The organism is Paenibacillus sp. SEL1, from assembly GCF_054602535.1.
The window spans coordinates 269,730-282,944 of record NZ_CM137723.1; the positions used below are offsets into that span (position 1 = coordinate 269,730).

13 protein-coding genes are annotated in these 13,215 nt (G+C 40.8%); 1 reads left to right on the forward strand and 12 read right to left on the reverse strand.

All coding sequences use genetic code 11. The features are described 5' to 3' along the window. Window positions 1-39: 39 nt before the first annotated feature. The 4 genes from ACYCSE_RS01245 to ACYCSE_RS01260 all read right to left on the reverse strand — a co-directional run bounded on the left by ACYCSE_RS01245 (window position 40) and on the right by ACYCSE_RS01260 (window position 3,473). Window positions 40-975, reverse strand: coding sequence for a hypothetical protein (locus ACYCSE_RS01245; protein WP_061829665.1), 936 nt, complete (start codon window positions 973-975; stop codon window positions 40-42). A 369-nt stretch (window positions 976-1,344) separates the two neighbouring features. Next, complete coding sequence (locus ACYCSE_RS01250; RefSeq protein WP_061829664.1) at window positions 1,345-2,346, reverse strand: hypothetical protein; 1,002 nt, start codon at window positions 2,344-2,346, stop codon at window positions 1,345-1,347. Between the two features lie 223 nt (window positions 2,347-2,569). After that, window positions 2,570-3,067 (reverse strand): hypothetical protein, encoded by a 498-nt coding sequence (locus tag ACYCSE_RS01255; protein ID WP_061829663.1) that lies wholly within the window; start codon window positions 3,065-3,067, stop codon window positions 2,570-2,572. Between the two features lie 202 nt (window positions 3,068-3,269). Then, window positions 3,270-3,473, reverse strand: coding sequence for a helix-turn-helix domain-containing protein (locus ACYCSE_RS01260; protein WP_235309176.1), 204 nt, complete (start codon window positions 3,471-3,473; stop codon window positions 3,270-3,272). A 171-nt stretch (window positions 3,474-3,644) separates the two neighbouring features. On the opposite strand from ACYCSE_RS01260, the gene ACYCSE_RS01265 reads away from it, so the two are divergent. After that, the gene (locus ACYCSE_RS01265) at window positions 3,645-3,932 is read left to right on the forward strand and encodes a hypothetical protein (protein WP_322174586.1); all 288 of its coding nucleotides are present in this window, start codon (window positions 3,645-3,647) and stop codon (window positions 3,930-3,932) included. Between the two features lie 292 nt (window positions 3,933-4,224). Here the strand turns inward: ACYCSE_RS01265 and ACYCSE_RS01270 are convergent, their stop codons facing one another. The 8 genes from ACYCSE_RS01270 to ACYCSE_RS01305 all read right to left on the reverse strand — a co-directional run bounded on the left by ACYCSE_RS01270 (window position 4,225) and on the right by ACYCSE_RS01305 (window position 13,213). Next, a complete protein-coding gene (locus ACYCSE_RS01270) occupies window positions 4,225-4,692 on the reverse strand; it encodes a GNAT family N-acetyltransferase (protein WP_061829661.1) in 468 nt (155 codons plus the stop codon). Window positions 4,693-4,837: 145 nt separating this feature from the next. Then, window positions 4,838-5,638, reverse strand: coding sequence for a tyrosine-type recombinase/integrase (locus ACYCSE_RS01275; protein ID WP_459700948.1), 801 nt, complete (start codon window positions 5,636-5,638; stop codon window positions 4,838-4,840). 18 nt (window positions 5,639-5,656) lie between these two features. Then, entirely contained in the window at window positions 5,657-5,893 is a 237-nt protein-coding gene (locus ACYCSE_RS01280) for a hypothetical protein (RefSeq protein ID WP_322174582.1), read from the reverse strand. 191 nt (window positions 5,894-6,084) lie between these two features. After that, entirely contained in the window at window positions 6,085-6,465 is a 381-nt protein-coding gene (locus ACYCSE_RS01285) for an immunity 22 family protein (protein ID WP_322174580.1), read from the reverse strand. A 156-nt stretch (window positions 6,466-6,621) separates the two neighbouring features. Next, a complete protein-coding gene (locus ACYCSE_RS01290) occupies window positions 6,622-8,685 on the reverse strand; it encodes a methyl-accepting chemotaxis protein (RefSeq protein WP_459700951.1) in 2,064 nt (687 codons plus the stop codon). Window positions 8,686-8,970: 285 nt separating this feature from the next. Continuing rightward, window positions 8,971-9,510 (reverse strand): CueP family metal-binding protein, encoded by a 540-nt coding sequence (locus ACYCSE_RS01295; RefSeq protein WP_459700953.1) that lies wholly within the window; start codon window positions 9,508-9,510, stop codon window positions 8,971-8,973. A gap of 142 nt (window positions 9,511-9,652) precedes the next feature. Continuing rightward, window positions 9,653-12,040 (reverse strand): polyprenyl synthetase family protein, encoded by a 2,388-nt coding sequence (locus tag ACYCSE_RS01300; RefSeq protein ID WP_459700955.1) that lies wholly within the window; start codon window positions 12,038-12,040, stop codon window positions 9,653-9,655. Window positions 12,041-12,274: 234 nt separating this feature from the next. Beyond that, window positions 12,275-13,213 (reverse strand): ADP-ribosylglycohydrolase family protein, encoded by a 939-nt coding sequence (locus ACYCSE_RS01305; RefSeq protein WP_061829733.1) that lies wholly within the window; start codon window positions 13,211-13,213, stop codon window positions 12,275-12,277. Window positions 13,214-13,215 lie beyond the last annotated feature (2 nt).

Genomic DNA, 13,215 nt, shown 5'->3' on the forward strand with positions numbered 1-13,215 from the left:
GCGATGTTAGGCGATGCTCTCGACTTCTTCAAAATACCTTCAATTTATATTGTTAATTATATAATTCAGTGCCTTCAAATGTGTTTTTGATAAACCGTTTTTGTTCTTTAGTTTTTCAATTGTCTCACTCTCACTATGCATCGGTCTTTGAAGCTCACTTCTAGCGCTCACATAGTCTCTACTAATATAAAAATTACATGTTACAATACTTGCATTATTCGCTAGAACATAATCAATTATCTTTAACAATTTTTCAGGATTCCTTGTTATTGTTTTAAAAGAATCAGTAAAGAAGATTGGATAACCTTCGCTTATTGCTTTAAGCACATTTGACAAATAAGGGTCAATATTAGGATCCATACCACTCAAGACTACTGTATTCTCCTTAAAATATTGGTCAATTCTTAATAAATTATCAGATTTCTGTTTCGAATTCTTAACTATGCTTTTGTTAGTCTTGTCATCAATAATCGAATATTTCTTATTTTGAAAAACGATTTTTCCTAATTCTTTTATAATGCCCCATGCTAGTGGATATGAAGACATTAGCTTACCGTAAACATCATTATCAGTAATAACACTTTTTGAGACTGTACTAATATCAATACAACAGAAATACTTTATTGCATCAGAGGTAAACTTTCTGATATCTCGTTCAGGAATAATTGTCTTCTGCAGCCCCATTAACTTTGCGGCTTCATTAGTGCTCGCAAGATCCTCTATTAGACTATTTCTAATAGTCAATACAACAAGACATCGAATTTCTATGTCTTCAGGAGGCTGATAATAATGTGCTTCCTCAACACTCGTAACTAACAACGCTCTTCTATTATCACAATTATTCCAGTTATTAAATAAAGACAAGAGCCGGGTCTTTATATCAAGTCCTACTCTTTCAATGATGTCTTTATTCATTTCATATTGTTCAAATCGTGGGAACAATACATTCTGTAGATAGTTATCAATAACTTCCATGTAATTCACTCTTTCAGTTAATATTTTTGAGAGTTTCGCCTAACATTCCTGTATTCATGAACCCCGAAGGGTTGTCTGCTGAAATGCTTCCCTGAAATCCTTTCTCGCAAACCAAGGCTCCAAAGGAGCCGCTGCTTGAATACTATGTTAGGCGATGCTAACGGCATCTTCGAATAAATTTACCAGTTCTTCGTAAGTCTTTTTATTCTTTCTTTGACAAAATTCACAAGTACCTTGATTCAAATCCGATGATAATTTCAGTTAGCTTGCGGAGAATAGCCTTTTATTTGTTTTTTGATCGTTTCTATAAAAACCTTCAACAATTTCTCCTAACGCTCTTTAACAACACGGACTCGAGCGAGTGCGGTTCTAATAATGCCATTCTGACGTCCCATAATGTTCCATGGACATTCTAATTAATTCATTCCAAAAATCTTCCAAATCACTAAATAGACGGTTTGTGTTTACTAATTCAATCAATTGTGAAATATAACTACTAAAGCTCAGTTCATCTGCATTGAAGGACTTCATAAATCTCAATTTATCTATTTCGCTATCAGTAATACCGAGTTTTTTGACTTCTTCTACCGTTTCGAAAACATGACTAACCCAAAGCAGGGAATAGAACGATTTATACATACTCCTCCCTTTGATATTGGATTTTATTAATATTTCTCTGTAAATTTTCCTGATTGCGTCGAATATATATGCCGAATCAGGTAACTCATCTATTTCTTTTCTGACATACTTCGAAGTTTGAATATATCCACCCTCTACATCAATTACATTAGAAGGTCGGTATATAGCTCTGTCTCTTACATAACAAAGCTTTTCATAAAGCCCTTTAATACTTTCATTTGGTTTATTTTCATCAGCAAATATAAAGTTGTTATAAAGTATTCTAAATACCTCATCCAATTTTTCACTTTCTTCTCTTAAACAATCACAATATTCTTTAACGTCAGTATGTGTTATCAGTGTTGAAAGGTCTTGTTCAAGTAATTTAAACTCATTCCATACATTTGGTAATTCGGAGGGATCTGATAAATCATTAAAATTGACTCCAAGATTTACAATACCGTTCGAGCATAACCTTTTGGGAACTTTTAAGTTAAAACGCTCATCTAATAACATTAACGAAATAAATAAATGATACACCGAGTAGTAAGTCAAAACTGCCCTACTAATTCTTAATCCCCCAGCACTCTCTACATCTTTAACTGATTCAAGTGCCCTTAATTCTGATAAACCAATAAGACTTTTATGAAATGAAAGTGCAGAACATGAGCACAAATAAACCATATTGGTGATATTAGTTCTATCCAAATAATTGAATTTCCCACTTTGTATATATGTAAGTTCTTCTTTCATTTACCTGTCTCCTTATATAACGTTTTGGTCTTCTAAAATCTATCTAACAAATCTCACAGCTTTTATACCAGCCATCTTCTCATTTTTATAGTTTTTCAAGAGTTTCGCCTAACGTTCCTGTATTCACGACCCAGCATATGCTGGGTGTCCGGCGCATGCCGGGCCAAGGACGAATGTCCGCAGCGTGAATATTATGTTATGTGATGTCTGCTTCTTCTTCGAACTACTTAGACAGCTTGTTTGATTTCTTTGCCATGCTTTTAAACTCTTCATATTTCTCTTTAGCAGCTTTAATTTTACTTTCCACTACATAAGGAGCATCATCTGAAAAACTGGGTAGTTTCTCATTTATGTAATCGTATAATGATTTTTTCTCAGCAGTCGTCGGAATTATCGGCGCAACAGGTATAGGTAGTGGCTTATCTTCTACTTCTATTCCTTCATGCAAATCAGCCATCCCAAAAGAAAGAAAATTATGAATAGCTCTTTTTCTATCTTCTTCTGTCTGTTTATAATTTCCGTCCGAATCTAAATGGAATCTATCAAATTCCACCATAAGTAGTTTATGCGGCTTCCTGTCTTTATTCCTGTAATATAAGATCACTTCAAGTACTTCCTCACCTGCTAATTGAGGAACAGATTTATGCTTATGATCTTTAGGTCGGGCGATCTTTATAACTTTGCCTGCACGAGATACAAATAAATATCTGCTTTGAATCATCTATCTCACTCTTTCTCTCTTATTTAAGCTGATTTCACATAACGTTTCTGTATTCATGAACCCCGTAGGGGTTGTCTGCTGAAATGCCTCTCCGAAATCCTTCCCGCAGACCAAGGCTCCAAAGGAGCCGCTGCTTGAATATTATGTTATACGATGGAATCACTTCTACGATTAACCAACATACATTCTTGATTCTAATCCGTCATTGTCCTGCTATATGTTCCAATAAATCTCCTGGCTGACAACCTAAAGCCGCACATAATTTATCAATCACTTCTAACGATACATATTCGTTTGTATTGAGTTTCGCCATTGTAGCAGACGAAATACCCGTCATTTTCAATAAATCCTGCTTCTTAATCTCCCTGTCGATCAATAATTTTTGAAAAGGTTTATAACTAATCATCTGAGATTCCTTTCACACATCAAGTGAATTTTTCTTTAATTATATGAAAGTATATTTTTTATATCAAAAACATCTTCAACATGTATTGAATTAATTATTTGACATGATAAAATTATATTTAATAAGTTGAATTTTTATTCATAAAATCAAATACATTGGATGGTGTTCAAAATGCATAATTCTTTAGAAGTCTTACTTGATTCACTGATTCAGACTCGAATTGAATCTTTATATGGCAAGCTTATCAAAAACAATCCCAGCTATAACCAGTTCTCATCCGAACGGAATCTCTACTTCAAGCAGTTACATGAAGGAGCACCGGAGAATATACAGAAGACCCTATTTCTTTACGATGATGCTGAGCTTTCTGTTCAAGCTATTTTAGAACGTGAAATTTATTTGCAAGGTTTTAAGGACGCTCTTCACCTGCATAACGAATTACATATATCTTTAAATTGAGAGCCTTCTGGCTCTTTTTCATTTGGATTCTGTCGTATAACGTTGTTGTATTCCTGAACCCGAGAGGCTTAAGGTCCGTCAGGACCGGGTGGCTCCGCCACTTAGCCTCGCAGAGTTGTCTACCTGACTCCACTTCACTGGAAAACCTCGGGCAGACCAAGGTTCGGCGTAGTCATTCACAGCGGGAATACGTTGTTATACAAAGTCACTTAATTCACCGAATTTACTTTCAAAATTCTAAAATCAAAACACTATCCTTATTTGATATCTCTTAAAATCGTTCTTTGAGACCTTATTCCTTGATTAAATTCTTTGTCATTATTATATCTCTACCAAAATCTTCAGACTCTATTATTTCTAATGCATGGTATCCAAGCTTCTCATAAAATCCTTGTGCCGTAATGCTACTAGGAAGCTTAAGTGATGTAGTCCCAGAATCAAGAGCTATTCGTTCAATAAAATCAATCAGAACTCTACCAATTCCCTTATTGTGGTGGTGAATATCAATAAAGACTGTGTAAATGGTATCTTGATCAAGGCTTGCAGTACCGATTATCTTATTACCTTCAACTACAACATATACTTTTCTGATTTTTGATATCGAAGATATATATTCTGAGGTGAAGATTCTACTCATATTCTTTATTATCTTTTCTGGATAATCTTTGATGTTTACGTTTATTAAATTTTCTCTGATAATGCTTGATACCATTCCGGAATCATCGTCAATAAAATCCCGAATCAATAAATTAGTATTCAATAATCTCACCTCTTATTAGAATTAAATGTTTGGGTGGTTTCGGATAACGTATTATTTACGAACTTCCGAAAGAATGCTCTCTTCGTCATATTCACGAACTTCGTGAATCCTGCACTTTTCTCCTTATTCCGGCACTTTCTGCGTTTCAATCCTCCAGCCCGCTCATCCGATCCAACAGACTTTGAATCCGCCCAATGTCCCGTCTGCTCACATGTGTATACCGCTCCGTCGTTCGCACACTCTGATGCCCTAGCAGTTCCTGAATATAGCGAAGATCAATCCCATTCTCCAGCAAGTGGGTCGTAAGGGAATGCCTTAACGAATGGATACTCACCTGTTTGCGAATGCCCGCTTCAGCCAGCGCTTTTTCAAACACTTTCTGCGCTGAACGTTCCGTCAGGTGGCGGCCTTCCCTCTGCCCTGGAAACAGCCAGTCTGCTGGCTGCTCCACCCCTATATACTGCTCGACCACCGCAAAAGCCGCCTCGGAGAGCAGCGTTTGCCGATCCTTCCTGCCCTTTCCCTGACGAACTTTCAGCACTTTCCGTTCACGGTCGCAGTCTTCAGGACGCAACCTCACCACTTTGCTTACCCGTAGCCCGGATGTATACGTCAGGTACAGAATAGCCCGATGCTTTGGATTTTTCACTGCTTTCAACAGACGCATGACCTCATTCAGGGACAGCACATCCGGTATTTTACTCTCCTTTTTCGGACGAACATAGGCGGCGGATTTAGGCTGCTTTAGCACATGGCGAAAGTAAAATTTCAGCGCGCTGATCGCTTGGTTAACATAAGCGTGCGAAAGACCTTTTTCGAGCAGCACCACCGCATCATTTATGCTTGCTTCGGTCCCTTGTAATCCGGCAAAAAAGCGTTCCGTTTGCGATATGTATGCTTTTATCGTCTTGCTGCTGTACCTCCTTGCTACCAATGCATCGCGCAATTCTTGCCACCGACCTAGCTATTCCCGGATGTACGGCAGTTCTTTATTCAAGAGCTCGTCGTACTCGAACTTACAACTCCGATACACATCCAACAGGCTTTCTACAGCCGAGATATATACGGAATCGCCCAGATTTTTTCGTCTGGAACCCATTTCCTGCCCCGTATGTCGAATCCCTTCTCGCTCCTTTACTCTGTATCGCTCCAACCGTATGCTGATCGTTTTTTTATCCCGATAAAGTAGGTGTATCTTCATCTCACTTGTCTCCTTAGTATACCATCCATTCTAAAAATTGGAAATCTATTTTGTACAAAAAAAGGGACTTAAGATGGAAATTTACCTTAAGCCCCTGATTCTTTCGGATCAAATTATTGATCCTTTAAGTTCAATTTTCATTATCATAATTACTTAAAATAAGGCTCCGAAAACAGTGGAATAGTGTAACGCTAATCTCTTGTATAAGGATAAGCCGTTAAAAAGCGCATTTTATCGCCATTTTTTTCAGATAAACCGCTTGTATTACAATCATATATAAAGAACAACGAATTATATTTACCATCTATTTTACTCAAATCATGTAATAGTGGAGATAAAAAAGAATCAATATAGGAAACATCTTTTATACCATCATCTGACCCATCAACCAGAAAGACTCCTTCAGCAAAATCTTCGTCAAAATCATCTATTTTATGATCATTTAAAAAACCGCTAAAAATATTCTCATTCTCATCTTCCGGGTATTTGATTTCAACATATTCAAACAACTCATCTTCAGAGGCAAAGTGACCGTACCAGACGGACACCATATTTTTTTCAAAGCAATTCATATCTTCCTCCCGCTAATATTTCAATTTATACGTATGGTCTATCTCTATCCCGCACTAACTACCATGCCCTCTACCCCTCAACAACTGTTGAAGCTAAAAAGCCCGCGCTGATCGCGGGCTTTGCTGTATATTTAGTCAAAAGCATGCCTAGGTTTGTTACTCAACCTTAAACTGTTTTAATTCGTCTTGAAGCTTATTGGACAATTGATTTAATTGTTTGGATAGTTCAGCAACTTGTTCGAAGCTCTCCAATTGTTCCTGCGTGCTGGCGCTGACCTCTTCGGTTGAAGCGGAATTCTCTTCGGTGGTGGAAGAGATGATCTCCAACGCCTGCAAAATCTCATCTTTGTGCTTGTGGACTTTGGAGGTGTTGGTGCTGATCTGGATCATTCGCAATTTCAAATCTTCCAAATCCTTGTTAATGCTAAAGAATACTTGCTTCGTGTCCTCTACCGATCTGGCATTTTCTTCTGCAATTTTCAGACCGTGAACCGTATGCTCAACTGATACGCTGGTTTTTTCTTCAATTACACGTACCTTCTTGTAGATTTCCTGTGTCGCCAGCGCCGTCTGCTCAGCCAGCTTGCGAACCTCCCCGGCAACCACAGCAAACCCTTTGCCCTGTTCTCCTGCACGTGCAGCTTCAATGGAAGCATTGAGCGCCAGCAGGTTGGTCTGCGTTGCAATTTGGTTGACCGTATCCACGATGCTGGAAATCTCATGACGGCTCAGATCAATATCCTGAATAATCGACGACATCGCTTGTGTGGAATTGTGATTTTCTTCTGCCCATCTGGATAACTGATCTACTACAGCAAGCCCCTGTCCACTTTGCTCAGCAGAGATCTGCACCATCGTTTCGATGGCTTTGGCATCATTGGCAATTTCGTCAATTTGGCCGGATAATGCTCCGGTTTTTTGTAAAATGTTATCCGTTTCGATGGATTGGTAGTTCGTTGCATTGGCAATCTCATTAATCGCTGTCGCCGTATCGTTCATCGTGATCGCGGTTCTGGAAGAAATGGATTGCAAATCATTTGAAGACTGATTCAAGACTTGAGCTGAGCCACCCACCATTTGGAGCATGCCTTGAATTTTTTGAACCATATTGTAAATCCCTTGAGAAATTTGCCCGATTTCATTGTTGGATTGCGTATCAAACTGAACGGTCAAATCTCCATTTTCAATTAGCTTGATTTTTGCAAGCAATTTCGGGATTGATCTCAACAGATAACGGAGCGTTATATAACAAATCACAACGAGCAGAATGGTGGCTGCCGCAAAACCGCCAATGGTAATCCAGGTAAACGCTTTTAATTCTGAGAGCACCTCATCTTCAGAAATGGTTAAGCCTACAGACCACCCCGTATCTTTACTGGTTGCATACCCGATATAACGAAGTTCCCCATTATCATTAATTAGCTGTACTCCAGACTCGCCGGCAATCATTTTCTTTCCGATCTCCCCAAGATCACCTGTGCTTTCGTTAATCTTTTCTTTCAGCACTTTATTTTGATCGGGGTGATACAAAATATCACCTGTTTTGGATGCAAGAATCGAATAACCTGTGCTTCCAAGCGAATAGCTTTGCATAACGGCAGGGATGTCTTTGAAAGCAATATCGACAGCAGCAAATCCGATTAATTGGTTACTGCTATCTTTAATCGGATAGAAAATGCCCATGAGCACATTACCCGAATTGACGTCCTTATAGGGTTCTGAGTAGTATAAACCGTCTGCTTCAACAGCTGGCTTGAAGTATGGGCGTGTATGGATATCAAAATCCGGTTTAGAAGCAACACCATCATTCTGAAGAAAGAAGCCTTTACCAGATATTCCTGCAATCCAGGCGTCGGCAAAAGATGGCTCTGCCTTTACTATGGCTGCCAGAGTCGCTACTGTTTCCGCAGCATAAGGAGAAGTTTTCACCATTTCTGCCGATGGGGTGGTTTCTAAATATTGTTTAAAAAGATTGTTCGTTGACATTTGTTTGACAAGTGATCCCTTTTCCTTAAACAACGCATCGAATTGAGTGACAACGGCCTGCGTCTTGGTCTGGAGCATGGCCTCTTGCTGCTTGACCAGTATGCTTTGCGTGCTTGCAAACATGAACGTCCCCAAGGTTGCAAAGACGACAACGATAATGACTAACAAGACCATGGCCAATGTGTTGGCGATGCTGGATGATCTGAATACGCGCTTCTTAATATTTTGTGACATGCTGCCATCTCCCCGAGGAATATTGAGCGAAAAGCTCTTAGATAATATGTCGGAAGTTTGCAGCTATTTTAATAGGTTTTTAGTATACACAATTTAAAGTTTTGCTATCTGATTCCTCATAGATTCCCTCCTAACCTGTTCGTTAACTCCAGCAAAAGATTAGGGCAGCACAAAGAGCCTCCGTCAGACGTAGGCTCTTTACTAAAAGCTATATATAAGAACGCAGGGTTATGCGGACTTAGAGCGTTCCAGCGATCAGTAAGCGTAATCCTTTATTCTCTGTCGTTAACCCAACTGCATTGTTGTAATACATGTATCGTCTTTTTCATATGTAGAGAATTCCGTTTCAGCCGTTTTACCTTCATGATTCACGCTAATGCGGTATGTTTTATCCCTTGGTAGCCATAAATCAATAAAACCATTGGGTTGTGATTTCATGGCAGCATTCTCCATAATGACATTCCCCTCGGAGTCGTGAACGGTCACATTAAACTTTCCATTTTTTATTTCGCCTTGGCAGCCGGTTAGACTATGAGTTGCACAAGGGTGGGTCTGCTCCACATATGGTGCTATCGAAACAAAAAACTCGTTGTCAGGCAAATCATAATTCACGGTCTGAGTATCGTCCCCTGTGACAATCAACTGACTGGAATTAATGGAAGCGGACTGGGCTGTTGCCTTGCCTGCACTGATATCATGCACCAATTGCTTGATATTTGTCTTCCCCGGATTGTCCGTCCCTTCTCTCTGAATATTCCCTGCAATTAGGTACGTCCCCAATGCGGCAACAACCAACCCTGAAGCGACTAAGATTCCTTTTTTCATCTAGAGTTCATCTCCTCGTCTGTTTTGTATTATTATAAGGGAGAATGCACCATAATGGGCAAAATGGGGTGCTGAAGTCACCAGATATTCACATATCTGTGTTGTGTGCTCAGACATATTTATAATGGGGCACACTCGTTTTTTAACGGTCCCGGTTCACGACATAATGTATTAAGTGCTTCAGAAAAGCAATATTACGTGGGATCTCTTCCAATGCTTCCATCGCGAGGCAATAGTGTTCCCACATCTCTTTACTGGCACCTTCAAGACCGAGGATGGACACGAAATTCGAATTGTTATTATCAGAATCTTGGCCAACAGGTTTTCCGAGTAAGAGCATATCTCCTTCCACATCAAGCAAATCATCTTTAATCTGAAAAGCAATCCCCATATGATAGGCAAATTTCTTCAAAGCAGCAATTTCCGACTCCTTGACCTGTGCAAGCATGGCTGGCATAACCAGACAAGCCTCAAACGCCACTCCGGTTTTGTAAAAGCACACCATATTCAGCTGCTCCAAGGTCAGTGGCTTTCCTTTGGAATCCAGATCCATCGCCTGCCCCATACACATATCTTCTGCTTTCTGGGCCGAGTATTGTATCAAGGCAAGCACCGTTTCAGCATTGAACTGGTCAAGTGACGATTGTTCCCCAATCGCCTTCTGGATCAGATACAGACCGGTTAGTTCCGCGGTAGCGCTATTGTGCACCTGATGCAAGGTCTGACGCCCTCTACGGGTAGACGCATTATCCTGGGAAGGAAGATCATCAAAGATCAGGGATGCGGTATGCATATACTCCAGTGATCTCAGAAGCGGTACGATTGCCGATGCATCTAATCCATATTCGTTCACGCCCATGACCCAAGTCAATATAGGCCGTATCCGCTTCCCGTCCCCTTCAAGACTATAATTTGCAGCCTCAATAAGCTGTTCTTTCATGGCCGGAATCCCTTGAGGCTTGGTAATTTTCAATTGGTTGTTAATCTGCTCACGAACCATTTTGACCGTATTAAAAAAGTCTTCTTTTTCCCTTGCATCGTTTTTCAGATGGGTAATCATTTGGTCCCGAAGCAGCTTATCTAAGAAATCTACATCATCCGCTTTTTGCACCATTTTCTGAATGAGATTATTAAATTCTGGATTTCCGGATGCAAAGATCTCCATCATTTCATTATACTTTTCTATACCTACACGTTCTTTATAACGTTTGAGTCCATTCATTGCACGATCCAGTATCACCTCACGAGCCATGGCATCGGAGTCATATACGTTATGGATCAAATAGGAAATAACCGCCCAGTATAATTCAAAGGGATTGATCAAATCCGGTCTCTGATGATGATATTTTAAATAGTAGGTATAAGGTGTTACCGCACCGTCTCTCATATCGTCAACCATATCCGCAAAATCATCAGCAAGCTGGTTATAGATACCATAAAAGAATGTTCGTTGCTCAAAGCCCTCATCCGCAGGAGCACTAATCACGGAACGGACAATCAAGCGGGACGAAGAGGACTTCAAAATAACGGGTATATAAAGCTCTTCATTGGTATAAGTAGCTCGCGTTAGATCCTTAACACGGTCAATATCTTGAGAATGAAAAAAGACATAGGCCTGCTCGAAAAATGTTTGCTGTGTGTCCGGTCGCTGATGTTCCTTAATATACTCAAATGCATCCGAGAGCTCCGAATGTATGTATTGAATCAACTTCATATGATTTCCAGTCCAATTGCCCAACTCAGGCACAGATCTACTGAGAAGCGCGGCACGTATCATACGGGAATATTGTTCTTTCTCTTGAACGTTCAGAACCTGGGAATCGAGAAGATCATCGATGAAAGGATAGGTTAGACCATAGGAGTACCCAAGCCTGATGGCTTCATCAAGTCTGCGAGCACGCTCCATAGGCGACACTGTATCGTCCATTTCTTCCATCACATGCAGAATAACCCCGACAATGATCTTAATCAGTTTGCGCTGGGCTTGCTCGGCATCCATCTCCTTGGGAATATGGGAGGATACGGACCTAAGTTTGTTGATCATCCAAATTATCGCGGTCTCTATACCTTCCCTCTGGGCCCACCGATACACCCCGGCCAAATTCATAAATTCCGGTTGGTCTCCCCTGTTTGCGCGGGTGGATTGGATCAAGTGTTTTTTTACGTCTGCAATGACACGCTGAATCCGGGTATGTGTGTCAGGAGAATCCAGAGCTTTGCCTAGGTCCCTCATATAAATATAGGAGACACTTCGGTCCAGATAATCATCCAATTTGCCTGTATAATTCAGCCATTGAATGTATCTATTATAGTCCCGAGTATCAGGTTTTCTTTTTCTCCGCGAAAAAAAGGATAACCATGAGGAATGTTGAAGATGATTTTTTTTCCACTTTTGAATATCTTCTGTCAGGGTAGTCACATAAGATTTGTCTATGACCTGATCATACAGTAATGCAAAATACTGAATCGCCTTCCGCTCAGCCAGCTGATATCCTGTATTGGCTTGTAATTTTTCATTCATATGATGCATTACCTCTACTTCTCATTTTGTTAAACATGGTTGCATTTCTCCCTGAGGGAACGAATTCGGATCATGTTTTTATCTTTATACGGAAAATAATCTGTGAGGTTACGAAATTTAATGGGGTCGAGGCGATATAAAAAGTAATCTCAAGAGGTGAATCGTCATGAAATATAGTGAAAAAAAAAGCTGGCTCTGCTCCATAAGAAAAGCAGCCCAGCTTGATCTTTATAGATGTTCCCCTTAGAGTGTTTGTTCCTTCTCAACCTTCTGCCATAAAGCCTCAGTCAGTTCATTTATCGTCTCCTTCATCGCCAGCTTCTCGCGCCAACGACTCGGGATACCACTTATTCCGTAATAAGCTCCTGCAATTTGCCCGTACACCGCCCCGGTCGTATCGGCATCATCCCCCAGATTCACTGCCAGCAGTGCCCCCTCTTCAAATGAATTTGAATGGTGGAATGCCCACAACGCAGCCTCAAGGGAACGAATGACATACCCGGTTCCTTGTATTTCGGGCGGCTCCTTATGCCGGTAAGATCCCCGAATTATTTCTTCAATGGCTGCCGAATAAGCGGGCTCGTCCTGCCGCCACTTATAACAGACGTCCGCCGATAACATGGATTCTTTGTCCGCTCCTCGCAGACCTGCCACAAGGATTGAAGCAAGCACAGCACAAGCCTCCACACTTTCGACTGCTCCATGGGTGGTTCGCGAGCTCATCTCAGCGTACTTCACCGCCTCTTCCGGACGGTTCGCATAGGCCATAGCCACAGGTGCAAGCCTCATAATAGAGCCATTGCCGGCAGTCATGGGGTCAACGGACCCACTGTACGGATCTCCGGTAGCTTCGAAGCGATGCAGTGCTGCTCTCGTTGCACCACCGATATCAAAGCACGTTCCCGTACTACTCATATATCCCAAGTGGTACCAATTGGTGTATCGGCGCATTTGATCTGCCGGATCAAAGCCATCTTTACGTACCATACTCTCGGCCAAGCAGAGCGCCATCGACGTATCGTCTGTCCACTGGCCCGGCTTTAACCCAAATACACCGCCGCCCACGATATCCGTTACAGGTTCAAATGTACCTGGACTGCTGAATTCCACAGTGGTTCCCAAAGCATCGCCCACAGCCAGCCCAACCAGACATCCCAAAAAACGATCCTTGATAAGTGCCATTT